The following is a 24,745-nucleotide window of genomic DNA, read 5'->3' as shown; positions in this document are numbered from 1 at the left end:
GGGATTCTCCCCGCCGACCGAAAGAACACTATGAACGCCACCGTCGCGCTACGCACAGCACGCGATCACCTCATTGCCCTCCGAGACGACTATGAGCGAGCGGCAGCCGAGTTCAGATGGCCCGACGTGGGCGAGACGTTCAACTGGGCCCACGACTGGTTCGAAGCCTTCGCCAGAGGCAACGAGTCCGCCGGCTTGGTGATCGTCGAGTCCGACGGCAGTTCGGCGACCTATACCTTCGATCAGCTCGCCCGGACGTCCGATCAGGTCGCCCGCTGGCTGGCCGATCAGGGGGTCGCCAAGGGCGATGCGGTGATCGTCATGCTGGGCAATCGAGTCGAGTTGTGGCAGACCATGCTCGCGGTCATGAAGCTCGGCGCCGTCATCATGCCGACGACCCGGGCCGTGGGATCGATAGAGCTCGCGGACCGAATCGAGCGAGGGGCGGCACGGTTCGTCGTCTGTGATGCCGCCGATCGCCACAAGCTGGCCGAGGTTCCCGGGGACTGCGTGATCATCTCCACGGACGATTTCGCCGACGCCGATCGGTACGCCCCGAACCCGCTCGACCATCCGCTGACCGGTCCCCGCGACCCTTTGCTTCTGTACTTCACTTCCGGAACGACCAGCAAGCCCAAACTCGTCGAGCACAACCAGGTTTCGTATCCCGTCGGACATCTGTCGACCATGTACTGGCTCGGCCTGCAGCCCGGCGACCTTCACCTCAACATCTCCTCACCGGGGTGGGCGAAGCACGCCTGGTCCTCATTCTTCGCGCCCTGGCTCGCAGAGGCCGCGATCGTCGTCTACAACTACGAACGCTTCGACGCGGCCGAGTTCCTCCGGGTTCTGGCAGACCACCGCGTCACGACCATGTGCGCCCCTCCGACCGTCTGGCGCATGATCATCAACGCCGACCTGTCCCGCGGCTCCGGCACGCTGCGCGAACTCATCGGAGCCGGCGAACCGCTCAATCCGGAAGTCATCGAACACATCCGGCGCGAGTGGGGGCTGACGATTCGCGACGGATTCGGCCAAACGGAAACCAGTGCCCAGGTCGGCAACACCCGAAACGCCAGACTGAAACCCGGATCGATGGGTCGTCCGCTCCCGGGCATGCCGGTCCTCCTGGTCGATCCCATCACCGGCAGTCCTTCCGATCGCGAGGGCGAGATATGCCTGGACCTCACGCGGCGTCCTCTGTCGCTGATGACGGGCTACCGCGGCGACGAAGAGCGCAACGCCGAGGCCATGTCCGGTGCCTACTACCATACCGGTGATATCGCCTCCGTCGACGCGGACGGTTACCTCACCTACATCGGCCGCTCCGATGATGTGTTCAAGTCCAGCGACTACAAAATCAGCCCCTTCGAACTGGAATCGGCGCTGATCGAACATCCCGCCGTCCTCGAGGCGGCCGTCGTCCCCGTCCCTGATCCGATTCGGCTGGCCATCCCGAAGGCGTACGTCGCACTCGCGCCCGGCTACACCGCAAGCGAGGAGACGGCGTTCGAGATTCTCCGGTTCGCGCGCGAACGGCTGGCGCCCTATCAGCGCGTGCGTCGGCTCGAATTCCTTGACCTTCCGAAGACCATCAGCGGCAAGATACGACGGGTCGAGCTCCGGGAGCGAGAGCAGGCCGGCGCCGCTCGCGGCAACGAGTATCGTGACGACCAGTTCCCCGTGCTCCGAAATGCCAAGGCTCCGAAACGCACCGGACACCTCCGACCCGATGTCAGCGGTTCTCGGCCCTGAACTGCCCGGGGGTGACCGCCAAGCGCTTCCTGAACACGCGTGTCATATGACTCTGGTCGCTGAAACCGCAGGCCCCCGCGATCTCCGACAGCGTCATCCATCGACTGCGCGCCAGGAGCCGCTGGGCGCGCTCCACCCGGCGTCGGGTCACGAACTCGTGCGGAGTTTGTCCGGTGGCTTCCCGGAACCGCCGCGCGAAGTGATACCGGCTCAGGTTCACAACACCAGCCAAGTCCTGCAACGAGATCGACTCCCGCAGGTGTGCGTCGACGTATTCCGAGACCAGCCACAGCAGCCTGTCCTGCATGCCGTGCTGAGGATAGACCTCCCGGAACTTCAATTCGGTGTGCCGACGCAGAAGGTGAACCGCGAGTTGACACCCCAGCGATTCGACCACCAGCTCACTGCCCGCCTCGGCGTGAGCGGTCTCCGCCGCCAGCATCATCGCGGCTCGGAACACCACCGGGTCGTCGGCCCTCAACTCGTCCCGGAGGCTGACCTCCTCGATCTCCCGTTCGTACATCTGACGACACACCGAACGCATGAGATCCTGCGTGAGGTGCACATGGACGACGTCGATCTCCTCGCGCCAGGTCCAGCGGGACTCGGCCGCGCGGGTCAGCAAGGTGACGTCTCCGCGACCTAGCGTCTCGTGAGACCACCGACCGTCGAATCGGCGGCGCATGTTCGCAGTGCCCTGCTGGTATGCGACCACCAAATAGTCGCGCACCGGCGGCAGCACGACGTCATGCTCACCGTATCTGAACCCCCGCACAGTCACGCCGTCTCCGGAGTGGACGTTGTCGCCGAGAAACAAGACGCCCGGCACCCAGTCGGGGTAGTCATCCGGCGTTATCAGCTGCGATGCGCGCGACGCTGGGCTGTGCGGGGGTGAACTCGACATCACATCGTCGAGGGTCGCGCGTCGGTTGTCGTATGACATCGGTTCACCAGATCTCAGCAATATCGTCCAAGGGCTGTCCGCACAACGTTCAAGACCGAGTGCCGCCACTGGCGTCATAGTGATGGCAATCACATATTGGCGTTAGTGAGGATCATATGCATTCCGAAGTTGCCCGCCCACGCAGTGACGGGGATGTCGATCGGACGTTCCGGGAACTCGCGAGCGTCCTTTCCGCGCAGGAAGACTATCTCGTCGATCGCCAGGTCACGACCGTATGGGATGAGCTGCGCGTTTACAACACACTCGCGGTGCCGATGCAGTCGATCGAGGGCGCGGCGAGACGCAACCTCCATCGGGCGGTGCACACCTTGTGGACCTCCGCCGTCCCGGTTTCGGACCTGGCCGACGAGACATGGATCGCCCGGGAGCGCATCGAACAGGGAGTCCCGACCGAGGACATGCTCGACGGCTATCGGCGCAAACACCGCACCATTCGAGATCGTTTCCTCGACATCGCGACCTCCCTAAGAACGCCTTCGGACGCCGTCGTCAGGGCTCTGACTCTGCTCTCGGACTCTGCTGACGAGGGGGCGTCGAGGCTGCTGCACACGCGCCGCGAGATCGAACTCCAACGCAAGGGGCGCGATTCTCTCCGTGAGCAGTTCATATGCGATCTCCTGCACGGCCGACTCGACGGCTCGATGATCCCGCGGGAAGCCGCCGCCTACGGCCTGCGCCCCGAAGCCACGTGGTACGCCATCCGGGCACGCACGACAACCGGGGACTCGGACCGCCTGCGTTCAGAGATCCAAAGCCGCACATGGGATAGAGACGGCCGAACCGGTGTTCTGGCCGTGATCGACGACGAAGTCATCGGCCTCGTCCCTCTCGGTTCGGTAGCCGGAATGGACCGCGGCATGGACGGGGTCGTCGGTGTCGGAGACGGTGGGCCTGTCTCGGACGCCGCGTCGAGCTACCGGAACGCAAGCCGCGCTTTGATGACCGCGACTCAGTTCGGACTGACCGGGTTCGTGAATTGCGGCGATCTCGGTCTGCGCTTGGCGATCGCGTCGAATCCTGACGTGAGCGAGCTCCTGATCCGCCGATATCTTACGCCTCTGCGGATCAATGGCAGGTTCGGTGAGGTGCTGGAGATTACCCTCTGCGAATTTCTCCGCTCGCATGGCGAGCTCAAGAGAACGGCCCGAATTCTCGGCGTCCACCTGAACACGCTCAAACATCGCCTGTCGAAGATCGAGCAATTGATAGGTCAGGACCTGACCGATCCTCGGACCGTCGCGGAACTTTGGTGGGCGATCGAAGCGGGAACCGTGTCAGCGTCGGTCTCTGGCACGAAGAGACCGACGTATCTCGAGAACCCGCACGGTGGATCGCCCAACGGAGTGGCCCGGTGAAGTCGAACATCGCGTCAAAGCCTTTCTCTTGATGTTCTCGGCGATTGGCCGGCCGCAGGGGGCGGGGTCGTGGCGGGATGGAGGCGAGGTGATGATGGCGTGGAGTGGCGGCACAGGCACCTGTTCGGTTGGTATTCGACATCTCCACTAATCGGGAAGCATGCGATTCCCAACTTCGATCGGCGCTGCTAATGTGGCCGTATGTCAAGGACCTACGGTGGACGGCCGGCCGAGGATCGCGCCGCCGAACGGCGACAGCGCCTCATCGACGTGGGTATAGACGTGGTCGGGCGCGGCGGGGTCGCCGCGTTGGGGATGCGCTTGGTGTGCCGTGAGGCCGGGCTGAGCCAGAAGTTCTTCTACGAGAGCTTTCCGAATCTCGAGGCTCTCGTGCACGCGGTGTATCAGGCCGCCTTGTCGAAAATGGAAGACGCGGTCGCACCATCGATTTCGGCCGGCGACGTGCGTGGCGGCTTCGACGCCGCCGCGCGCTTGATGCAGTCGGACCCGCGGCTGTGCCGCATTCTGCTGATCGAGCCCTTCGCTGATGCGGATCTGCGGCGCTACGTCAGGGAATCCGCGCCGGGAATCGTTAGAGGCGCACTGGGCGACTTCGTCGGCGGTACGGAGGACGACCCGCTGGTCCGTATGCGGTATTCCGCGCTTCTCGGCGCGCAGATCTCACTGTTCGTCGAATGGACCGAGGGAAACCTCGGCGCCGACCGCGACGCGTTCGTCGACCACGCCACCGAGGTCGCCAAGCAGTTGGTCGGCATCGGAATCGGCGCCGGCCGCTGAAGTCGGCGGTGGCGGGTTCTGATCAGCGGCCGACTATCGGAACCAGATAGCGGTTCGCATAGTCGCGCAGTTGCTTCGGTGGTCGTCTTCTTCACGCCGACCTGCACGAACTGTTCCAGCGCGGCGTCGAGAAGACGTTCTTCCGCCGGAGGTGTGAACGTTCGTGGCGCCGCGGTCATGCGCAAACGAGCGCATTGCCTGCTACCGCCCGGCGCAATCGTGGCGATGTCGCCGCTGGCCGATTGTGACGGTACCCACAGGCTCGCGGCGCCGACGGCCGCGCGTCTTCGAGGGGATCGACGCTATCGCGGCGGTCGTGCGGTGCATCGACGAGATGGCGTCACTCGAACATGCCGTGTCGGGAGTCACATAGGGGCGCAATTCGGAAATCAAGCGCTTCCGGAAGCGCATGCTGTCTGATACTCTTCGGAATCGTGACGGCGATGACGACGCCGTTGACCGACAAGCGCCTGAACCAATTCGCAGAAACGGTAAGCATCAGTGCACTACGTGAGCGCGCGGCCGAGTTCGAAATTCCAACGGAGTCTGTTTACGCCGTGGAGAGCTGGGAGTTCTATCGTCCCGACCTTGGCCAAGGCGTGCGCGAACCGTCATGAATATGCGGAAAGGCTGACACGATAATGTCTTCGGGATCGCGATCGGGCATGACCGCTGGAGGATGGTTCCCGCCCGACGGTGACGTCCATGTGCGAATCTGGCTGGCCGATATGGTTTTCGACTACGCGACCACCGGGGCGGCGACGCGCAACTTGATCCACGATTGGATGCGCAAGCGTTGGTGCACAATCGAATTGGTTCGATACGCCACGGACGAGTGTCGCGCGCTGCGGCGCCTGCCGTGCGAAACATTGTTTCTCGGGCCGTCACCGTGATCAGCGAGCCGCGGTCGCTACCTGTCAGAAGCCGACCGCACCCGAGGGCATGCACGTGGTCCACGAGCCGATCTGCCAACCGCTCGTTTATGGTCGCGGAGAGTTACACCGCGAACTGGCCAAAACTCTGCGCACCGGATGCGCTCACCCGCGAGCCGCTACGCCAGACCCCGGCGCGTCAGAAGCGTTCAGTCACGTCGATGGTCATGATCAGTGACCGCCCGGCCGGGGTTTCCGACCGGGCGGTAGCCGGGCGCAGGGGAGGCGACCTGATCATCGGCGAGCTCGGCGCGACGGCTATCGGCGCCTGATCGAACGAGACACTCGCTAAGCCACTCCGGAACGCCTCGGCGCGGTCGCCGCCGAATTGAACGGCCGGCCACGGCGAACGCTCGGCTGGGCGGCCCCGGCCGAGCGTTCCCCACAAACTGCTCGCGGCCTCAACCAGATCGCGTCGGCACGAGCCCTGGAGTCCGCCGTTGGACGTGCGGTATTCAAGGCATGAGGATTCCGCGCTCATGGGCGGTGGCTTGGTTGAGCCGCGTCGACACCCGAGTCGCGAGAGCTGCGCTGCGCATCAACCACTTGAAGCTCTTGGACGATGGGCCGGGCAGCATTCCGGCCAGTTGAACGCCGTCGATCAGGTCGTAGAGCGTTTCACCCTCGTACATCAGGTGGTCGGAGTTGAAGTGGTACCGGTCGACCGCCGTGCACTGGATGAATGCGCCGTTGCCAGGGATGGCGACGGCGTCGGTGCCGTAGGGGTGAAGTTTCAGTGGGCCGACTAGGTGGCCGCTGCCGTAGTAGCGGACGACCATGCGAACCTCGCCCTCTGGTGTCACGTCGAGGTAGGACTGTCCGGGGATCGGGTCGTAACGCCAGTCGGGGATGGCATCGAAGAAGGCGAAGTTGTACTCCACGAATTGATCCAGGCCAACCATGGTGGCGCCCAGGGTCGTCACGTCCTTGTAGCGCAGATCTTTGGTGTAGAGCTCGTGGTTGTAGCTCATGTCCCGCGTTTGCCAGCTCCACCAGTACTTCTTCGCCCACTCGAGGGTCCAGGCAATGTCCAGGCCGTGCGCGCCGTAGAACTCGATCTTCTTCTCGTACTCGTCGAACCATGCCTGGGTCATGGTGGTGAGGGCCTGTTCATCGAGGACCTCGACGGGTTCGGCCCGGTTGTTCAGGATCCGAGGTATCGGATGCGCGAGCCGCGGCTCGCGAAGCGATTGTTGGAACTTCTCATCGTCGAACATCGACTTCTCCATCAGGAAGCAAGTGGTTTCTAATTAGGATCGTGCTGATAATGTGGCGCTGTGTCAAGGAGCTACGGCGGCCGGGCGGCGGAGGATCGTGTCGCCGAACGGCGAAACCGACTGGTCGACGCCGGAGTCGAAGTGGTCGGCCACGGCGGCGTCGCCGCGCTGGGAATGCGCGCGGTGTGCCGCGAGGCGGGGTTGAGCCAGAAGTTCTTCTATGAGAACTTTCCGAATGCCGAGGCGCTCCTGCATGCCGTGTACGCTGCCGCCTTGTCGCGGATGGAGGAAGCAGTCGCGCCGGCGGTGGCCTCCGGCGACCTGCATGGCGTCTTCGATGCCGCCGCCCGCCTCATGGAAGCCGACCCACGCATCTGCCGCATTCTTCTGGTCGAGCCCCTCGCGGACGTCGGCCTGCGGCGTCACGTGCGAGAGACCGGTCCTGGGGTCGCGGTATCGGCGCTGGGCGACCTCATCGGCGGCTCACCCGATGACCCCGTGGTCAGGATGCGATTCTCCGCACTCTTCGGGGCGCTCATCTCGCTGTTCGTGGAGTGGACCGAGGGGAGCCTCGGCACCGATCGCCGCGCCTTCGTCGATCATGTCACCAAGGTTGCCAAGCAGCTGATCGGTTCGGGAATCGGTGTCGAACGCTGAATCGACAGCTTGATGCTCGAGTCGCCAGATCCTCGCATCGTTCATTCCGGAGGGCGCTGAGGCAAGTCCGGCGATCGTGAAGTCTGTCGACGAAATATGTTCCGCCGAGTGCTGCGTCCCCGGTCTCGTGAGGTCTTCGACTTCGCAATAACCATGAGATTGCGCACGACTGGGCCCGTGATCGTGCTTGGAAGGCGCTAAATCTTGCATCGACCGCTTCCGAAAGCAATTGGTTCCTGATACAGTGGGCCGCTGTGACGCCCATCACGGTGACGGTGCGGCGTCCAAAAGGGTCATGTAGACGCGGGAAAGCTGGAATGGAAGTTGTTGTGACTGTCGGATCTGACCGTGCGATGCGGTTCTCTACCAATCGAATGCGACACGCGTGATGTCGGCCGCGCAGCCGGCCCGAGCATCCGAGCCGTCGGCGATAGAGGTATTGCGCCAGAACTTCGCTGGGACGGTGGGGTCGAGTCTCGCGACGTTCGGCCGGGCGATGAGGACCGGAGTGGAGTCGGCCAAGATCGCCGCGATCGATGCCGCCGGGCTCCGGCTGCAGTGGCGGGAGACGTTGATTCAGGCGTGGTTCCTGATCAAGGTCACCGCGGTGCCAGGCGTTCTGATGGCCGTGCCGTTCGGTGTCATCGTGTCGGCGCAGGTCGGCAATATCATCAGCGAACTCGGTGCGAACGCGCTGATCGGCGCTGCGGGCGGGCTGGGTGTGATCAAGCAGGGGGCGCCGCTGGCCACCGGTCTGTTGCTGGGTGGCGCGGGCGCCGCGGCTATCGCGGCCGATCTCGGCGCGCGGACGATCCGAGAAGAAGTGGACGCGATGAAGGTGATGGGCATCGATCCGGTGCAGCGCCTGGTGGTTCCACGGGTGCTGGCGATGCTGCTTGTCGCGCCGCTGCTGAACATCTTGATCATCGTGATAGGAATCGCGGCCGGATACCTGGTCTCCATCGCGGCTCTCGGGGTGACCCCCGGTAGTTACTGGGAGTCGTTCGGCACGTTCACCACGCAGGCCGATGTGTGGGTGTCGATCGGCAAGTCCGTGCTCTTCGGCTACCTCGTCGTGGTCATCGGCTGCCAGCGTGGGCTCGAGGCAAAGGGTGGGCCGCGCGGAGTCGCCGACGGTGTGAACGCCGCGGTCATCCTGTCGGTTGTTTCCATCGCACTGGTCAACGTACTGATCACCCAGGTGGTCGCCATGTACCTCCCCACGAAACTCGCATGATGGCAACGGGTTACGTTCCGCCGCTGCTGCGACCCCTGCGCTGGCTGCGCGCCAGAGCGAAGCGGTCCATGTCGATTGTCGACACCGTGGGGTTCGTGCTCAGCTTCTCCTTGCAGGTCCTGTCTTCGATTCCATTGACCCTCAAGCACTATCGCGCGCAGACGGTGCTGATGATCACCGACATGACCTGGGGGCGAGGGTCGGTCATCGTCGGTGGCGGCACGGCCGCGGTCATGGTGGTGATGGGCGCTGCCGTGGGGGCCTCGATCGGTATCGAGGCATGGAGCGCGCTGAATCTCGTTGCGCTCGGTCAGCTCAGTGGCTTGGTTTCGGCGTTCGCGAATACCCGCGAGCTGGCCCCGATCGCTGCCGGTGTCGGGTTCGCCGCGCAGGCCGGCTGCCGAATGACGGCCGAGATCGGCTCCATGCGCATCTCCGAGGAGATCGACGCCGTGGAATCCCTCGGGGTCCGTTCGGTGCCGTTCGTTGTCACTACCAGGGTGATCGCTGGAACGGTCGCGGTCGTGCCGACCTTTCTGATCGCGCTCGTCCTGTCCTATCTTGCCACCGCGGCGGTGGTGACCACGGTGCACGGGGCCCCGCCTGGTGTTTACGACCACTACTTCTCTCAGTTCGTGGTCGCGTGGGACATCGTCGCGGCGGTGATCAAAGTGCTGGTCTTCGCCGTCGCGGTGATCTTGATCCATTGCTATCAAGGGTTTTTCGCCACAGGCGGACCCGAAGGAGTCGGTACCGCGTCCGGGCGTGCCATCCGCGCGAGCTTGGTAGCGATCATCGCGCTGGACATGGTCATGACCATCGTTCTCTGGGGCTTCACTTCGCCCATTACTTTCTCGGGATAACACGATGCCTGCTTATGGAATGCCAGGTGTGGCGGTCTCCGCGCGAAGTTCGCGGATCACCGGTGCCGCCGCACTGTTACTCGCCGCTGTTCTGATCGTCGGGTGGCGGTTGGCGCCGACCGGCAGCGACCCCGACCGGCTGTCGGTCACGCTGTTGACTGAACACGTCGGCGAGGGCGTCGGCGCCGGTGTCGATGTACGACTCGCCGGAGTCCGTGTGGGCACCGTCGATTCGGTCGAGCTCGCCGGAGTCGGTCGTCAGCGAATCCAGTTGGCGCTGAACCGTTCCCAGCTACCCGGACTCACGGACACGTTGGGCGTCGCCTATGCGCCTGCCAACCTGTTCGGAATCAGCGAGATCGTGCTGCGGCCGGGCGAGGGGGGTGCCGCCTTGACCGACGATGTCGTGGTGGATCTGACCGGCGACAACGCCGATCGAACCACCGACGCGACGATCTCGTCCCTGCTGCATGCGTTCGGGCAGTTCACCGGTGATGTACTGACGCCCCAGCTCGCCGAGCTGTTATCCGAGATCAACGTCGGCGTCAAGGCATTCACCCCGCTGCTGCAGGCGGTTCTGGTAACGGCGCAGTCCATCGCGGAAACCCAGCGAGTACCGGTGCCGTTCTTGTTCGACCAGTTCGGCAGCGCGATGAAGGGTGCCCCATACACCTTGAACGGCGCCATCGAACTGCTGTACAGCTTCTATTCGAACGAATTCATGGCCGACCCGGCCGCTCAACGCCGTTTCGACGACACGTTCGCCATGCTGAAGAACGACCTTTTGCCAACTCTCGACCACACGTTGGCAATCGGTAAACAACACTTTTCCGGGCACGTCACCATGCTGGCGCCGCTTCTCGAAACCCTCGCCGCATCGGTCGCCGCGCCTGCTCGCACCGGTTCCGAACTCGGCGTGCTGCTCGACCGCCTCGACAGGAGCCTGCACGACACCCCCAGCGGGCCGGTACTCGATGTCGATGTCGACCTGCGCGGTGTTCCGGCGCTGGCGACGCCGCTGTTCGGCACGGCCGGGCCCCCGGCTCCGTCCGCGCCACTCGACGGGGGTGTGCGATGAGGTCCGCGCCCTCGCTGATTCTCCGAGTGGTTGGGTTCGGAGCCGTGATGGTCGTGCTCCTGGTGGCCGTCCTGCAGATCGTCTCCCGTCCTGTCGGGCGCGAGACCGAAAGCTATACCGCCATTTTCACCGATGCGAACGGTCTGAAGGTCGGTGACGACGCCCGTATGTACGGCGTCCGGGTGGGTAAGGTCACTGGACTGAAGCTGGATGGCGCGAACGCTAGAATCCGCTTCACGGTCGCTGACGATTACGAGATCTTCGCCAACACGACACTCGCGATCAGGTACCAGAACCTGTCCGGTCAGCGGTATCTGGATATCCGACAATTACCCGAACCGAGCGTAGAGCATCCTGCCGACGAGGTCATCGGTACCGATCAGACGGTTCCGGCATTCGACATCACCCGCCTGTTCAACGGTCTGCAACCGGTGCTGGCAGAGCTGTCGCCCGCTGATATCGACAAGTTCGCCACCAGCATGCTGGCGGTCATCGAGGGTGATGGCAGCGGACTCGGCCCCGCGCTCGACGCCATGGGCAAGCTGAGCGAGCACGTCAAGGATCGTCAGGCTGTCATCTCGACCTTGGTGCGCAACCTCGGTCTAATCGCCGGAGACCTGGGCGGCAAGTCGACGCACACGATGACACTGGTCCAACAGCTGATCGACCTGTTCACCGCGCTGTACCAGAAGTTGCCCGGCTTGGTCGAATTCGGCGAGATCATCCCGCCGGTGCTCGAACCGGTGAGAAGCCTGCTGAATACGCTCGGCCTGACCGGAGACCCCAATCCGTACCTGGATCAGCTGATCCGCGACGCCATACCCGATCCGCGGCGACTGGTCGAGACGATGGATCGATTGCCCGGTGTGATCCAGTCGCTCGCAGCCGCGGTTCCGAACAGCGTCGCCGACACCTCCTGCGCGCACGGCGCAGCGGAGGCGCCGCAACCCCTGCAGGTACTCATCCGTGGACAAAGGATCGCATTGTGCAAACGCTGACCCGGTGGTATCGGATTCGCTGGAAGCCACAGGCTCCCGAAGGGAAGTCACGGGCGCAGTCCGACCTGCGATGGGGAATAGCGGGATTGGCCGCGGTGCTCGTGGTTGCCGCTGCGTTGGGAATGGCGCGTGTGATCGATTTCGGCACAAGGACCTACACAGCGCTGATGGCCGACGCCGCCGCTGTGCGCGTCGGCGACGAGGTGCGGTTGGCAGGCATCGCCGTCGGGAGCGTCGAAACTCTCACGGCCAAGGATGATCACGTGGAGATGCGATTCACCGTCGAGGACGACGTGTTCCTCGGCAAACAGACGAGCATCGACATTCGAATGCTGACCATCGTCGGCGGGCATTACATCGCATTGGTTCCGGCAGGCATCGACGCACTGGACGAACCGATTCCAGCCGATCGTGTGATCCTTCCGTACAGCTTGACCGAACTCTTCCAGGACGCGATCGAACCGGTGCGGCAGATCGACGGCGGCGTTCTGCGAGACAATCTCGGTGCCCTGCAGAAGGCATTGAAGGACAGCCCGAAATCCTTCGACCAGGTATCGACCGGTGTCAACAGCATCGTCGACGTCCTGGACAAGCAGAACGCCGACGTTTCCCGCGCGGTTGCCGTCGCCGACGAGTACCTGTCGACATTGCGCGATCATCCGGAGATCACGAAGGGGATCATCGACTCGATACGGCTGCTGGAAGACCTGATCCTGGCCAACATCGATCAGACCGAGTCGACCCTGACTTCGCTGGAACAAGTGGTGACGGGCCTCGCGCCGCTCGGTCGAGCCTGGGATACCACGCTGGAACCGATGGCGCGGCCGCTCGCCGACTCGATACCTCCGATCGAGGAGTTGGTCACCAAGCTGAAGACACTGCTCGACTCGGTCCACACACTGGGCGAGAAGATCACTCCCTTGGTTTCTCCGTCGGGCGGCCTGGCGATCGACCACTCGGGATCGGTTCGGCCCGCACCTGCGCTGTGTATCCCGATGCCGGGGAGGGCCTGCTGATGTTCAAGCGAATGCTCGGCTCGCGCGGATTCCTGTCGTTCGGGCTGATCGTCCTCCTCGCGGCGGTGGCGTCCATCGGGTTCCAGGTAGCCAGGCCCATGCCGAAGATGCGGAGCTACTGCGCGTTGATGCCCGACAGCATCGGCTTGTTCGAGGGAAGTCCGGTGTCCATCTTGGGAATTGCGGAAGGAAGAATCACCCGCGTCCTCCCGGAGGGCGATAAAGCGCGAGTGGAATTCGATCTGCCCGCCGACCGGAAGCTCGCACCGGACGCGGGTGCGGCCACGGTGTCGGACACGTTGATCGCGGACCGGCGGCTCGCGATCATCGGAACGGCACCGACGGGACCGAGCTGGGAACCCACCCGGTGCATCACGAAAACGGTAACGCCGAAGAGCCTGACGCAAACATTCGCTGCCATTGGCGATCTGGCAGACCAGCTGAACGGCGCTGACGATCCGTCACATCGAAATCTCATCATCGGCGGACTCCAAGCCCTCGATACCGCGACAGATGGCACCGCGGCGTCCGTGAACGAGCTCATCCACAAGCTCGGCTCAGCCTTGAATTCGCCGGACGCTGCGATCGGGCATCTCGGCGCGACCATCGATGCCCTCGCGACGCTGTTGCGGAGCGCCGAGAACAACTGGGAGGAGATCGAATTGGCGGTGACGCGGATGTCCGAGGCGTTGTTCGACATCGCGGAGCGATCGTTGCCGCAGATCATCGCCTCGGTCGACAAGTTGCAGGATCTGCTGCCCGCGCTCAACGATCTGACCATCATGTTCGGCGGACCGCTGTTGCGCCGCCTCGATGCCGTCGAGAATCTGCCGCAAATGCTGTCCGCGGGCGTTGCCGAACTGCGCGCGGTCGTCCAAATGGCACCCGCGATCGCTGGTGCCTTCACCGGAGCGGTCGACCCCGAAACGCAGCGCATATCGCTGGCCTACGCACCGCCACGGGTCGCGATATCCGAACCGGATGCCGCTCGAGTCTGTGCGGCGATCAATGCGATCACTCCGGGCGGGTGCACCGCTGACCCGAGCAACGGACTGGTGAACATCCAGGCAGCCCAGCTCGTCTTCGGATCGGTTGGTGCGCGGTGAGGCGGAAAACGGCCGTGCGGCGTCGGTGGGCTGCCGCCATCACCACCACGATCGTGCTCTCGGTAACGATCAGCGGTTGCGCCTTCGATCCGGCGGCGATCCCGGTGCCCGGGACGACGGTATCCGGAGACACCTATCCGCTCGAGATCCATTTCGCCAATGTGCTGAACCTGCCGCGAGGTGCGAAGGTCATGGCGGACGGCGTGGAGGTCGGCAACCTCACCGGCGTCGAGATCCGCAGCCCCGGCCGAGCCGATGAGGCAGGCGCAGGGTACGTCGTCGCGCACGTGAACATCATGGAGTCGGTGCGGCTGCCGACGGGCACGACTGCCGAACTGCGCCAGGCGACTCCGCTCGGCGATGTCCACATCGCCCTCGCGACAGCCGTCGGCACGTCGAGTTCGGTGCTGATGCCTGGCGCGACAATCGAATTGGCGCAGACCTCCCAGGCCCCTCAAATAGAGGACACCATGGCGGCCCTCGCATCGGCCATCGGTAGCGGCGTGGTCGACAGCTTCCAGGACATCGTGCGCCAGCTCGATGCCGTATTGCCCGAGGATCCGGCGCGCACCGCGCACACTTTCAATGTCCTCGGACAGAACATCGAGGACATCGCCGCCGATCTCGCATCCGTCGATAATTTGCTCGACGGGATGATCGCCACCACCGATGTATTCGTCGAGAACCGCGAGAAACTGAACGTGATGCTCACCGACGACGGCAGGGACCATGTCGTGAGCGTGTTCGACTCCGTGCTGCAGATCATCGTGATCACGACACTGCTCGGTCCCATCGCGCGCAATGCGGTGTGGCTCGCCCCGCTGGTCTCAGGTCTGGACGGGGTAGCGAAATCGGTTGTCCCGGTGTTGTTCTCCGGCAATCCATTGGATGTTTCCGCTTCGTCCAACATGAAGAAGCTGGTGGATTTGATTCAGAACAAACTCATCCCATTCGCCGCGCTCGGACCGAAGGTCGATGTGACCGCGACGCGAGTGTCGGAAACGGAGCAGACCGACCAGATCGTCGAAGCGCTGCGCATGATCGGAGCCGTACGGTGAGCCTGAGATCTGTGGTGTCGCTCGGCGCGATCGTGGTCGTGCTCGCCCTCGGCATCGCGTATACGACATTCGGCGTCCTGAAGTTCGATCCCTTCGCGAAATTCGTCACGGCCGAGCTCATACTGCCGACCTCGGGTGGGCTCGGACCGCGTTCGCCGGTGCTGCTCACCGGTGTGGAGGTCGGCAAGGTCACCTCGGTCCGCAAGGTCGCGAGCGGTGTCCAGGCGCAGATCCGGATCGACCACGAATACCGGATTCCGGTCGCCAGTACTCTGCGGATCGAGAACTTGTCCGCACTGGGCGAGCCCTACCTGCTGTTCATTCCGCAGCGCGACCAGGGCCCCTTTATCGAGGACGACCAGGTGATCGACACACGCGCACTGCAAGCGCCCGTCTCGATCCAAGATCTGTCGCTGCGGCTCGTCGAGTTGATCGACCAACTGGACCCGACGATCGTGCGTTCGTTGGTGGACGGCTTCTCCACCGCGATCGAGGGCACCGCCTCGGAAGTCCCGCGATTGGAGCGGTCGACGAAGCTGCTCGCGGCGACATTGCTCAGTCGCTCCGACCAGATCCGGCAGTTGCTCGCCGATCTGCAATCCATCTCCACCGACATAGCGTGGGTGGGCCCATCGTTGCAGGCCGCGGGTTCGCAGTGGCTGAAACTCGCCGAAAGGTTGGACGAATCCATCGATCGAGCCGGCCACGGGCTGGTCGCCAAGCGCGCCGCCGAGGACTTCACCACCGGTGATGGTCTCGTGCCGTTCCTGCGGCAGCTCAACGAATTCCTCGACAAGGTCGGGCCCGGCATCGCTGAACTGGCCCCGGTACTGCAACCGTTGGTCGCCGATATGACGAACGCTGCCGGCGGCATCGATATCGGCACGTTGATCACCCAGGCGGTCAACTCCGTCGGCGCGGACGGAGCTGTTCATTTGCGGATCGACCTGAAATGAACCGCGCAGGTCCTGCACAATCCAGCGTGAAGGAGATATTCGGCATGGGCACATCGGCCGCCGACCACGACGTCGATACCGATTCGACACGGACCGGCAATAGCGACACGGACCTTCTTGTCAAGGCTGTATCGGGCGACAGCGTCGATCGCGACGGCGGAGCTCATCAGCCGCGCAGCATCGCGATTCGACTGTCCACGGTGGTTGTCGCATCGGTCATCGCTGCGCTGGTTGCCGGAATCTGCACGCTCGCAGTCCTTTACACGGGGGTGAAGGGCGACCTCGCCGATCGCGACTCCCGTACCGCCGATGCGGGGCGCGCGCAGGAAGTCGCCACCGACTACGCGGTAGGCGCATCGACGATCGACTACCGAGACACCAAAACGTGGTTCGACGAGCTCAAAGCCAACACCACCCCGCAGCTCGCGGCCAAGTTCGACGCGACTTCCCCGCAGCTCGAACAGATTCTCCTGCCACTGCAATGGACCTCGAAGGCGGCCCCGATCACGGCCGTGGTGATCTCCGAGGCCAATGGCGTCTACAAGGTGAACGTCTTCCTCAACGTCACCTCGACCAGCGTGCAGACCCCGGATGGTGTCCAGACGACCGTGACCTACTCGCTGACCGTCGACAGGAACGCCGACTGGAAGATCACCGACGTCGGTGGCCTGGATGGCGCACTGCCAGTGAAGTAGCGCCATCGAATGGCCTGGCCCGGCGCGTTGTCGCGCGATTGGTGTAACCGATGCACCAGTCCCGTCGAGACGCGGGCTTCCGCGTCGCGGGCTCTGCGGCATACTCCGGAATCCAAGCACCTGGGGGCTCTAGTCGTGGTTCGCGGCGTGTTCGGTGGTGGTGGCGAAGGTGGCGCACATGCGGCGCAAGATCGGGACAGCCGCCTCGAAGACCGCCTGCTCATGGTCGGCGAGGTCGTCGAGGAAGTTCTCGATGGTTCGCAGGCTGGTCGCGTCGTAGGTTTCCAGCAGTTCCCGGGCGAGTGACGAAATCGCGACGTCGACTCGCCGCTGATCGTCGGCTCGTCGGGCGCGTTCGATCAACCCTGCGTCGGTCATCGCCTTGAGCAGATTGCTCAGCGTGGAGGGGGCCATCTGCAAGGCGGTCGCTATGCGAGAGGGCGCCACCGGTCCCTCGTCCGACAGCAGGCGTAGTACCTCGATCTGTGGCTCGGAAAGGTCGGGTAGCCCTGCGGCCTGCCGAGTCGTCTTGAGCACCGCACGCCGAAGCGGGCCGAGCAGCTGGGCGAACTCCCGCGCCGACGATATGATCTCCGTCACGCCAAATACTCCTTGCGACAAAATAATTTTGTGACAATACTACTTGTATGAGCGAACTCCCCGCCGCGGTAGTCGATGGCCAGGCGCCTCAACAGTCCACGCTGATCGGGTACCGGTTCATCTACACCTACGACAACGGCTGGACCTACGAGATGTATGTCAAGAACGCCACGACTATCGACTACCGCATCCACTCGGGAATGGTCGGCGGCCGCTGGGTTCGTGACCAGACTGTCGATTTGGTCCAGCTCGCCGACGGCGTCCACAAGATTTCCTGGCATGAGCCCACCGGGACCTCGGTCGTGGTCAATGTCATGCCCGGCCAACGGCGGTTGCACGGAACGATCTTCTTCCCTCGCTGGGTTGCCGACAACCCGGCGAAAACCGTTCTGTTCCAGAATGATCACCTCGACTCGATGCGCGCCTATCGCGATCAGGGGCCCACATACCCGGTCCACGTCGTGCCCGAATTCGCCACCATCGCCTCGCTCGAGTACATCGGCGTGGACGACGAATCGGTGATCGACGCGCCCCCGCCGGTCCCTGTGGGGCGAGGCTGATGCCGCGCGATCACCTTGGCCTGGGAGTCTCGGATGTCGGCTCTGTCCGCACCCTTCATCGCTGACCTCGCGGCGCGGCTCCTTCAACGAGTCAAGCGCCTGGAACCCGCCCACGCGCTTCGCTTCGACGATCTCACGGCGGCCACGACGCAACTGGCCATTCCGACCCGCCACGGCGATGTGCGTGCGACGGTCTATCACCCACCGCGGAGCGCCCCCGCCCGCGGGATATACGTGAACTTCCATGGTGGCGGATTTGTCCTCGGTGACTACGAGCAAGACGATCCATGGTGTCGCTATCTGGCTGTGCACGCTGAAATCGCCGTCCTCAACGTCGATTACGCTTTGGCTCCCGCCCATCGGTTCCCAGTTCCCGTCGAACAGGCCTACGACGTACTGAGCTGGGCCGCCGCGACTGGGCGGGACTGGGATGGAACGCGATTGTGCGTCGGTGGCCAAAGCGCGGGAGGCGCCATCGCCGCGGGCGCGGCGCGGCTCGTGCGTGACCTCGGCACGCCGCCGTTGCGCCTGCAGGTCGTTCACTACGCACCACTGGATCTGGTCACCCCGGGCAAAGACAAGAACGCACAGGCGCCGCGAGCCATGATCACGCCCTGGCTGTGTGAAATCTTCAACGCTGCCTACATTCCCCACCCGCCCACGCGCCGCGACGCATTGGCTTCGCCCGCATGGGGCGAGAACTCCCGTGACATCGCTGGGATCGCCCCCGCCGTCGTGATCACCTGCGCGCTGGACCGGCTACGCGACGAAGGCGTGCGATTCGCGCACGCGTTGCGACAAGCAGGGGCATTGGCGCTGCACTATGACGTCCCTGACGTCGATCACGCCTACAACCTCTATGACCCGAGCAGCCGAACCACCACGGAGAACGTCTACAGACTGCTCGTCGAACAAGTCCGCCGCGCCTTGGCCGACACGGCGCAGCGTCCCTGATCGGCGCACTGTCCGACTCATCGGCGGGTTCCATCCTGCGTCGCTGCGCTCTACGACGGGGTGGTCGCTCCCCGAATGGCGGTGTCGGGTTTCCCGTCTCGAAGTGGCTCCGAGGTGCTCGCGGGACCGACGGTGACGGGTCGGGCTGCAACACCGTTCGCAAACTCCGCGGGACCGGCGGCTTCGGCTCTCGGCTACACCCCTGTTCGCGATCAGCGCGTTTTGCGGGGCTCGCGCTCCGGGTCGGGATGGGCATATGTAATTGTTCAGCGAAAGTCATCCAGTTGGGTGGTTTTCGGGTATGGTTCCCAGAAGGAGCCGGCGCGAAGCCCGGTCGATAGCGACAAGGATGGGACCGACGATGTTCCGGTGGAAGGCGGCAACGGGCGCGGCTGTGATGCGACTGTTCCACGCTGTGACCGTCTCCGACCTCGATGCTCAGCCAGAACGGCGCGACAAGCGACGTGAGCAGGCTTTCGCCGAGGCGGGTGCGTGACCGATGCTCGAGAGCGCACAGCTGCTGACAGCGGATGGCGAGGCTTTCGTCCTCAGTACGATCATCGCTCTCGACTCCGCAGAGCCTCTCGTCGGAGCCGTGCTTCGCGGCACCGCCCACGGCGTCTTCGAGGCGCGGATCGACGGTGAGCCGGTGAGCGCGGGGGTGCTCGCACCCGGGTGGAGCGCGTACGAATGGCGCCTGCCGGTCGAGGAATACGACGTGCTGTCCCTGATCCGCGATGGATCGCGCCTCGATGTGCTGGTCGGGAACGGGTGGTGGCGGGGCAAGCTGGGTTTCGAGGGGCTGGGGCTCGACTACGGAAAGACGATCGGCTTCGTCGGCGAGCTGGAGCTGACCTACGAGGGTGGGCGGATACAGCGCCTCTCGACCGGACCGGGGTGGGAGGCGAGGACTGCGCCGGTCTCGGACAACAGCCTCTACGACGGCGTGCGGATCGATGCGTCTGCCGCGTCGCACTCGCTCGGCGTCACCGTCGAGGAGTTCGACCGGTCCGCGCTCGTGCCGCAGATCAAGCCGCCCATTGAGCGTCAGGAGATTCTCGCACCCTCGAGGATCTGGACATCGCCCTCCGGCAAGACGCTCATCGACTTCGGGCAGAACCTGGTGGGCTGGACGAGACTCCGGGTCACCGGACCCGTGGGCACCGAGGTCACACTGCGACACGCGGAGGTCCTCGAAGACGGGGAGCTCGCGTTGCGCCCGCTGCGCGGTGCTCGCGCGACAGATGTCTACGTGCTCTCCGGTGGCGACGATGTGTTCGAGCCCACCCTGACCTTCCACGGATTCCGATACGTCGAGATCACCGGATTCCCAGGCGAACTCGGCGGGGATGCCATCGAGGCGGTCGTGGTCCATTCCCGGATGACGCGCACGGGCTTCTTCGAATGCTCGGATGCTCGGGTGAACCGCCTGGTCGAGAACTCCGTGTGGGGGCAGAAGGGCAATTTCCTCGACTTGCCGACGGACTGTCCGCAACGCGACGAGCGACTTGGATGGACGGGCGACATCGCCGTGTACGCCGCGAGCGCGTGCTACCAGTTCGATTGCGCGGACCTGCTGCACAGCTGGCTGCTCGACCTGCGCGCCGAGACCGAGCGCGCCGGCTACGTCCCGTTCGTCGTCCCCAACGTGCTGAAGCTCGTGCCGAGGGAAGCGCTGGGCGCGCACGCCGCCATCCTCGGCCCCACGGCGATCTGGGGAGACGCCGCAGCATGGGTGCCCGAAGCGCTCTGGTGGGCGTACGGCGATGCGAATCGCCTGGCCGAGCACTACCCGGCTCTCGTCGTCCATCTCGAATCGATCCTTCCCCGGCTGTCCGAGAACGGACTGTGGGACACGGGATTCCAATTCGGCGACTGGCTCGACCCGACTGCGCCGCCCGACCGCCCGCTGGCCGCGAAAGCCGATTCGGGCGTCGTCGCCACCGCCTGCCTGTATCGCACCGCGCGGTTCGCCGCGTCCGCCGCGGGCGAACTGGGGCTCGATGAGGATCGAGGGAAGTGGGAGGAGCTCGCACGGCGCACCCGCGACGCCTTCCGCCGCCACTACGTCGAGGCCGATGGCCGGATCCACTCCGATGCGCAGGCCGTGTACGCCCTCGCCATCCGCTTCGGGCTGTTGGACGCCGCGGAGACCGCCTTGGCCGGGGCGCGGCTCGCGCGACTGGTCGAGGAGGGCGGTTTCCGTGTCGCGACCGGTTTCGCTGGGACGCCCTACGTCACCTGGGCACTCACCGAGACCGGGCACGTGTCGACGGCGTACCGGCTGCTGCTGGAGGACGGCTTGCCATCCTGGCTCTACGCCGTCGGAATGGGTGCGACCACGATCTGGGAACGGTGGGACTCGCTCCTGCCCGACGGCAGCGTCAATCCGGGCGCGATGACGAGTTTCAACCACTACGCCTTGGGTGCGGTCGTCGACTGGCTCTACCAGTGCGTGGCGGGTATCCGGCCGGCCGCGCCCGGGTACTCGCGCGTGCGTCTGGAGCCGACTCCGGGACCGGGATTGGACTGGGCACGCGGCACACTCCGGACGCCGCACGGTGCTGTCGAGTGCGGTTGGCGCCGCGAAAGCGATTCCGTGATCACCATCGAGTGCGTGGTGCCGGACGGCGTCGAAGCGGATCTGCACCTACCGGACGGAAGCCTGCGCGTGCTGCGGTCCGGCGCCCACGAAGTATCTGTCGAGGAGGAAGCGGGACGATGACCGAGACGCGGAACCGAACGGTAGAGCTTTCCGCATTGACCATGGAGCAGAAGGCGACCCTGCTCTCCGGTCGCGACGTGTGGTCTACGCACTCGATCGAGGACGCCGGAGTGCGGACCGTCCGCCTCTCCGACGGCCCGCACGGGCTGCGGGTGCAGGAGGACGGCGGCGATAACATCGGCATGCAGCCGAGCCTTCCTGCGACGTGCTTCCCGCCCGCGGTCGCGCTCGGTTCGAGCTGGGATCCGGGCCTCGCCGAGAAGATCGGCGAGGCCCTCGGGCGGGAGGCTTGTTCGGCAGGAGTGGATATCGTCCTCGGGCCCGGAGTGAACATCAAGCGCTCGCCGCTGTGCGGACGCAACTTCGAGTACCTCTCCGAGGACCCGCTCCTGTCGGGAGTTCTCGGGACGGCTTACGTGAACGGTCTGCAGAGCACTGGCGTCGGGGCTTCGGTGAAGCACTTCGCCGCCAACAATCAGGAGACCGACCGCATGCGGGTCAGTGCCGAGGTGGATGAGCGCACTCTGCGCGAGATCTACTTCCCCGCCTTCGAACTTGTCATCACCCAGGCGCAGCCTGCCACCGTGATGTGCGCATACAACAAGATCAACGGGGTCTACAGTTCCGAGAACCATTGGCTCCTGACCGATGTGCTTCGCGGCGAGTGGGGCTTCGGCGGTGCCGTCATCTCCGACTGGGGAGCCGTCCACGACCCTGTCGCCGCGGTGCGAGCCGGACTCGACCTGGAAATGCCTGCCACCGGCGGCAGGAGCGTCCGGCAGCTGACGCAGGCCGTGGAGGCCGGTAAACTCGCCGAAGCGGACCTGAACCGGAGCGTCGAGCGGGTGCTTGGCCTTGCGAAGTATGGCGGCGGCGCGCCCGGCTCGGTGGACCACGACGAGCACCACCGCCTCGCGCGGGAGGCGGCGGCGTCGAGCGCCGTCTTGCTGATGAACGAGGGCGCCCTGCCACTCGCGGCGGACACCAGGGTGGCCGTGATCGGTGAGTTCGCGCGGACCCCCCGATTCCAGGGCGGTGGAAGTTCGCATGTCAACGCCACCCGGGTGGATTCCTTCCTCGAGGCGCTCGCGGAGCACGCCGGGCGCGCAGTCGAGTTCGCGCCAGGATTCCCGCTGGACGAGACCGGCGACGAGGACTCCCTTCGCGACGAAGCCGTCGAGCTCGCGCGGGCCAGCGAAGTGACCCTCGTCTTCGCCGGCCTGAGCGAAGCGGAGGAGTCCGAGGGATTCGATCGCGTGACGATCGACCTGCCCGCGGCGCAGATCGAGCTGATCCGCGCCGTGAGCGCCGTCGCGCCGAACGTGGTGGTGGTTTTGTCGCACGGCGGGGTGGTGAGCCTGGAGGGATGGCACGACGAGGTCGACGCGATCGTCGACGGATTCCTCCTCGGCCAGGCCGGGGGAAGTGCGATCGCCGACATCCTCTACGGGGTCGTCAATCCGTCCGGCAAGCTCGCCGAGACCATTCCGCTCCGGATCGAGGACACCCCCGCGTTCGGGAACTTCCCCGGCGAGCAGGGGCACGTCGTCTACGGCGAGCGCCTGCATGTCGGGTACCGGTCCTACTGCACCAGGGGAGTGCCCGTTCGATACCCGTTCGGGCACGGTCTGAGCTACACGAGCTTCCGCGCGCGCGACTTCGTGGTGGTTGCCACCGGAGACGACGAGGCCCGCGTCCGTCTGATCATCGACAACATCGGCGATCGCGATGGCGCCCACGTCGTGCAGATCTATGTCGATCCGACCGGCCGCAGCGAAGTTCAGCGCCCCGCCCGCGAGCTGCGCGCCTTCACGAAGGTTCACGTCCGCGCGGGCGAGTCGGTCGAGGTCGAACTCGTACTGGAGCGCCGTGCGTTCGCCTACTGGGACATCGAGCTCTCCGATTGGGTCGTCACACCGGGCGAGTACCGGGTGATTCTCGGCCGCGACGCCCTGACCGTCGAGGCCGAGGGGACCGTGGTGCTCGTCGGCGATCGGATCATCCGGAAACTCACCTTGCGCTCCACGCTGCAGGAGTGGTTCGACCACCCGATCGTCGGACCGGCGCTGCTGGAGACGCTGCAGTCCGAACTGCTCGCCGCGGTCGTGCAACCGCAGGCGCTGCGCATGCTCGGGTCCCTGCCCATGCAGAAGATCGCCAACATCCTCGGCCTCAGCGTTCCGGGGGGTGCCCTGGATTCGCTGATGGCGATGACCCACACAAATGAGGTGTCCGTCTGACCTGCCCGTACTTCGCGCCCCCTACCGCCGCACTGCGGTTCGGAGTCCCCTTCATCATCTTCCCTCCGGCCAATGGGGCCGGGTGCGCATGGCCGCGAAGCTTTTGCCGCACTGACCATAACTGATACGAGCACGGCAGGGTCGTCCGACTGCGGTGCCGAACACGTCGAACCGGACGACGCCGAGCTCTCTCGGGATCGGCGCACGTCACCCGTTTCGGTGGCGCACACCATTCGCATGAATTCGAGAACAAGCAAATGACTATTTACAAATCGACATTCGTCGCCGCGGCCGCATCGGCTGTTGTCGCGGCCGGTATGACCGTCGCGTCCGCAGACCCCGCCCCGACCGTCGAACCGGTCTCCTATCGCATGACGCTCGCGGAGACCTCGGTTGTGACCAGCCTCGACCACGGCACGTTCGCCTTGGCCGACGACTCGGGCGGCATCGCCGTGCGCAACGACGCCGGTCAGGTCCTCGACATGCTGCCCTCGACCGCCTCCCTGGACGGGCAACGCCTACCGCTACAGCAACAACTCTCCACCGACGGCCGTACCCTCACACTGACGCCTGATCTGGCAGCGCTCGACCGAAACGCATTGAAGCCGGTCGCGTCCGCACTGGAAAACCAGCTCGCCATGAACGATCTGATCAACGCCGTCAGCATTGGAACCTCCCTGGGCAGCCTGGTCGGCACCGCGATCGGCTCCGTCCTCGGACTCGGCATCGGATTCGCCCTCGCCAGCGCCAGCTGCGTTGCCATCAGCCTCGGATGCGTCGTGGCCGTCCTGCCGACCATGGCGCTGACCGCCGGTGTCGGCAGCATCGTCGGCCTCGTCCTCGGCGGCGGTCCCGTTGCCCTCGGCGCGGCCTACGAGTACTTCACCACGCTCACCGCGCCCGAGGGAGGCAGTAAGTACGCAGACCGCACCCGCGGCAAGGTCGGTGGCGCCCCCGCCGCCGACACACCGCAGTAGCGCA

23 protein-coding genes are annotated in these 24,745 nt (G+C 64.8%); 20 read left to right on the top strand and 3 right to left on the bottom strand.

What is annotated here, in order from left to right:
• The first annotated feature begins 30 nt into the window (after window positions 1–30).
• Window positions 31–1,755 carry an AMP-binding protein gene (locus AB0H49_RS22695; protein ID WP_357254124.1) on the top strand — a complete coding sequence of 575 codons (1,725 nt, stop codon included), beginning with the start codon at window positions 31–33 and terminating at the stop codon, window positions 1,753–1,755.
• Here the strand turns inward: AB0H49_RS22695 and AB0H49_RS22690 are convergent.
• Window positions 1,736–2,698 carry an AraC family transcriptional regulator gene (locus AB0H49_RS22690; protein WP_357254122.1) on the bottom strand — a complete coding sequence of 321 codons (963 nt, stop codon included), beginning with the start codon at window positions 2,696–2,698 and terminating at the stop codon, window positions 1,736–1,738. The two genes, AB0H49_RS22695 and AB0H49_RS22690, sit on opposite strands and share 20 nt — an antisense overlap.
• A 116-nt stretch (window positions 2,699–2,814) precedes the next feature.
• Here AB0H49_RS22690 and AB0H49_RS22685 point away from each other — a divergent pair, with 116 nt between their 5' ends.
• The 3 genes from AB0H49_RS22685 (at window position 2,815) to AB0H49_RS22675 (ending at window position 5,489) form a co-directional block, all read left to right on the top strand.
• Window positions 2,815–4,074, top strand: coding sequence for a helix-turn-helix domain-containing protein (locus AB0H49_RS22685; RefSeq protein WP_357254120.1), 1,260 nt, complete (start codon window positions 2,815–2,817; stop codon window positions 4,072–4,074).
• A gap of 201 nt (window positions 4,075–4,275) precedes the next feature.
• Window positions 4,276–4,872, top strand: a complete 597-nt coding sequence (locus AB0H49_RS22680) for a TetR/AcrR family transcriptional regulator (RefSeq protein WP_357254118.1) — start codon at window positions 4,276–4,278, stop codon at window positions 4,870–4,872.
• A gap of 434 nt (window positions 4,873–5,306) precedes the next feature.
• Window positions 5,307–5,489, top strand: coding sequence for a hypothetical protein (locus tag AB0H49_RS22675; RefSeq protein ID WP_357254116.1), 183 nt, complete (start codon window positions 5,307–5,309; stop codon window positions 5,487–5,489).
• Window positions 5,490–6,259: 770 nt separating this feature from the next.
• Here AB0H49_RS22675 and AB0H49_RS22670 read toward each other — a convergent pair.
• Window positions 6,260–7,021: a nuclear transport factor 2 family protein gene (locus AB0H49_RS22670; protein ID WP_357254114.1), complete on the bottom strand. Its 762-nt coding sequence runs from the start codon at window positions 7,019–7,021 to the stop codon at window positions 6,260–6,262.
• A 60-nt stretch (window positions 7,022–7,081) separates the two neighbouring features.
• On the opposite strand from AB0H49_RS22670, the gene AB0H49_RS22665 reads away from it, so the two are divergent.
• The 10 genes from AB0H49_RS22665 (at window position 7,082) to AB0H49_RS22620 (ending at window position 16,685) form a co-directional block, all read left to right on the top strand.
• Window positions 7,082–7,678, top strand: coding sequence for a TetR/AcrR family transcriptional regulator (locus AB0H49_RS22665; protein ID WP_357254112.1), 597 nt, complete (start codon window positions 7,082–7,084; stop codon window positions 7,676–7,678).
• Between the two features lie 388 nt (window positions 7,679–8,066).
• On the top strand, window positions 8,067–8,915 hold the full coding sequence (locus AB0H49_RS22660) for an ABC transporter permease (RefSeq protein ID WP_357254110.1): 849 nt from the start codon (window positions 8,067–8,069) through the stop codon (window positions 8,913–8,915).
• Window positions 8,912–9,778, top strand: coding sequence for an ABC transporter permease (locus tag AB0H49_RS22655; protein WP_357254108.1), 867 nt, complete (start codon window positions 8,912–8,914; stop codon window positions 9,776–9,778). The genes AB0H49_RS22660 and AB0H49_RS22655 overlap by 4 nt, the downstream gene beginning before the upstream one ends.
• A gap of 109 nt (window positions 9,779–9,887) precedes the next feature.
• Complete coding sequence (locus tag AB0H49_RS22650; protein ID WP_357254106.1) at window positions 9,888–10,856, top strand: MlaD family protein; 969 nt, start codon at window positions 9,888–9,890, stop codon at window positions 10,854–10,856.
• Window positions 10,857–10,903: 47 nt separating this feature from the next.
• The gene (locus tag AB0H49_RS22645) at window positions 10,904–11,854 is read left to right on the top strand and encodes an MlaD family protein (RefSeq protein ID WP_357254104.1); all 951 of its coding nucleotides are present in this window, start codon (window positions 10,904–10,906) and stop codon (window positions 11,852–11,854) included.
• The gene (locus tag AB0H49_RS22640; protein WP_357254102.1) at window positions 11,842–12,870 is read left to right on the top strand and encodes an MlaD family protein; all 1,029 of its coding nucleotides are present in this window, start codon (window positions 11,842–11,844) and stop codon (window positions 12,868–12,870) included. The genes AB0H49_RS22645 and AB0H49_RS22640 overlap by 13 nt, the downstream gene beginning before the upstream one ends.
• A complete protein-coding gene (locus AB0H49_RS22635) occupies window positions 12,870–13,976 on the top strand; it encodes an MlaD family protein (RefSeq protein ID WP_357254100.1) in 1,107 nt (368 codons plus the stop codon). Before AB0H49_RS22640 ends, AB0H49_RS22635 begins: the two co-directional genes overlap by 1 nt.
• Window positions 13,973–15,034 carry an MlaD family protein gene (locus tag AB0H49_RS22630; protein ID WP_357254098.1) on the top strand — a complete coding sequence of 354 codons (1,062 nt, stop codon included), beginning with the start codon at window positions 13,973–13,975 and terminating at the stop codon, window positions 15,032–15,034. Before AB0H49_RS22635 ends, AB0H49_RS22630 begins: the two co-directional genes overlap by 4 nt.
• Window positions 15,031–15,990 carry an MlaD family protein gene (locus AB0H49_RS22625; RefSeq protein WP_357254096.1) on the top strand — a complete coding sequence of 320 codons (960 nt, stop codon included), beginning with the start codon at window positions 15,031–15,033 and terminating at the stop codon, window positions 15,988–15,990. Before AB0H49_RS22630 ends, AB0H49_RS22625 begins: the two co-directional genes overlap by 4 nt.
• Window positions 15,991–16,016: 26 nt before the next feature.
• A complete protein-coding gene (locus tag AB0H49_RS22620) occupies window positions 16,017–16,685 on the top strand; it encodes a hypothetical protein (protein ID WP_357254094.1) in 669 nt (222 codons plus the stop codon).
• A gap of 129 nt (window positions 16,686–16,814) precedes the next feature.
• Here AB0H49_RS22620 and AB0H49_RS22615 read toward each other — a convergent pair whose 3' ends face one another.
• On the bottom strand, window positions 16,815–17,285 hold the full coding sequence (locus AB0H49_RS22615) for a MarR family transcriptional regulator (protein ID WP_357254092.1): 471 nt from the start codon (window positions 17,283–17,285) through the stop codon (window positions 16,815–16,817).
• A gap of 47 nt (window positions 17,286–17,332) precedes the next feature.
• Here AB0H49_RS22615 and AB0H49_RS22610 point away from each other — a divergent pair, with 47 nt between their 5' ends.
• From AB0H49_RS22610 to AB0H49_RS22585, 6 genes are all read left to right on the top strand, one after another.
• On the top strand, window positions 17,333–17,845 hold the full coding sequence (locus AB0H49_RS22610) for a phenolic acid decarboxylase (protein WP_357254090.1): 513 nt from the start codon (window positions 17,333–17,335) through the stop codon (window positions 17,843–17,845).
• Between the two features lie 33 nt (window positions 17,846–17,878).
• On the top strand, window positions 17,879–18,799 hold the full coding sequence (locus tag AB0H49_RS22605; RefSeq protein ID WP_357254088.1) for an alpha/beta hydrolase fold domain-containing protein: 921 nt from the start codon (window positions 17,879–17,881) through the stop codon (window positions 18,797–18,799).
• A 361-nt stretch (window positions 18,800–19,160) separates the two neighbouring features.
• On the top strand, window positions 19,161–19,295 hold the full coding sequence (locus AB0H49_RS22600; protein ID WP_357254086.1) for a hypothetical protein: 135 nt from the start codon (window positions 19,161–19,163) through the stop codon (window positions 19,293–19,295).
• A gap of 3 nt (window positions 19,296–19,298) precedes the next feature.
• Window positions 19,299–21,524: a family 78 glycoside hydrolase catalytic domain gene (locus AB0H49_RS22595; protein WP_357254084.1), complete on the top strand. Its 2,226-nt coding sequence runs from the start codon at window positions 19,299–19,301 to the stop codon at window positions 21,522–21,524.
• Window positions 21,521–23,764: a glycoside hydrolase family 3 C-terminal domain-containing protein gene (locus tag AB0H49_RS22590; protein ID WP_357254082.1), complete on the top strand. Its 2,244-nt coding sequence runs from the start codon at window positions 21,521–21,523 to the stop codon at window positions 23,762–23,764. Before AB0H49_RS22595 ends, AB0H49_RS22590 begins: the two co-directional genes overlap by 4 nt.
• 257 nt (window positions 23,765–24,021) lie before the next feature.
• Window positions 24,022–24,741, top strand: coding sequence for a hypothetical protein (locus AB0H49_RS22585; protein ID WP_357254080.1), 720 nt, complete (start codon window positions 24,022–24,024; stop codon window positions 24,739–24,741).
• The last annotated feature ends 4 nt before the right edge of the window (window positions 24,742–24,745 follow it).

Origin of the sequence: Nocardia sp. NPDC050713, assembly GCF_040654315.1 — a bacterium.
Taxonomy (GTDB): domain Bacteria; phylum Actinomycetota; class Actinomycetes; order Mycobacteriales; family Mycobacteriaceae; genus Nocardia.
Note: the sequence above shows the minus strand (reverse complement) of the source record. Positions and strands in the feature narration are given on the sequence as shown.

Coding starts and splice junctions, on each gene's coding strand:
- AB0H49_RS22645 (WP_357254104.1), top strand. CDS start 10,904: ATGGTCGTGCTCCTGGTGGCCGTCCTGCAGATCGTCTCCCGTCCTGTC.
- AB0H49_RS22610 (WP_357254090.1), top strand. CDS start 17,333: ATGAGCGAACTCCCCGCCGCGGTAGTCGATGGCCAGGCGCCTCAACAG.
- AB0H49_RS22695 (WP_357254124.1), top strand. CDS start 31: ATGAACGCCACCGTCGCGCTACGCACAGCACGCGATCACCTCATTGCC.
- AB0H49_RS22685 (WP_357254120.1), top strand. CDS start 2,815: ATGCATTCCGAAGTTGCCCGCCCACGCAGTGACGGGGATGTCGATCGG.
- AB0H49_RS22585 (WP_357254080.1), top strand. CDS start 24,022: ATGACTATTTACAAATCGACATTCGTCGCCGCGGCCGCATCGGCTGTT.
- AB0H49_RS22670 (WP_357254114.1), bottom strand. CDS start 7,021: ATGTTCGACGATGAGAAGTTCCAACAATCGCTTCGCGAGCCGCGGCTC.
- AB0H49_RS22655 (WP_357254108.1), top strand. CDS start 8,912: ATGATGGCAACGGGTTACGTTCCGCCGCTGCTGCGACCCCTGCGCTGG.
- AB0H49_RS22595 (WP_357254084.1), top strand. CDS start 19,299: ATGCTCGAGAGCGCACAGCTGCTGACAGCGGATGGCGAGGCTTTCGTC.
- AB0H49_RS22605 (WP_357254088.1), top strand. CDS start 17,879: ATGTCGGCTCTGTCCGCACCCTTCATCGCTGACCTCGCGGCGCGGCTC.
- AB0H49_RS22590 (WP_357254082.1), top strand. CDS start 21,521: ATGACCGAGACGCGGAACCGAACGGTAGAGCTTTCCGCATTGACCATG.
- AB0H49_RS22600 (WP_357254086.1), top strand. CDS start 19,161: ATGTTCCGGTGGAAGGCGGCAACGGGCGCGGCTGTGATGCGACTGTTC.
- AB0H49_RS22690 (WP_357254122.1), bottom strand. CDS start 2,698: ATGTCATACGACAACCGACGCGCGACCCTCGACGATGTGATGTCGAGT.
- AB0H49_RS22635 (WP_357254100.1), top strand. CDS start 12,870: ATGTTCAAGCGAATGCTCGGCTCGCGCGGATTCCTGTCGTTCGGGCTG.
- AB0H49_RS22680 (WP_357254118.1), top strand. CDS start 4,276: ATGTCAAGGACCTACGGTGGACGGCCGGCCGAGGATCGCGCCGCCGAA.
- AB0H49_RS22660 (WP_357254110.1), top strand. CDS start 8,067: ATGTCGGCCGCGCAGCCGGCCCGAGCATCCGAGCCGTCGGCGATAGAG.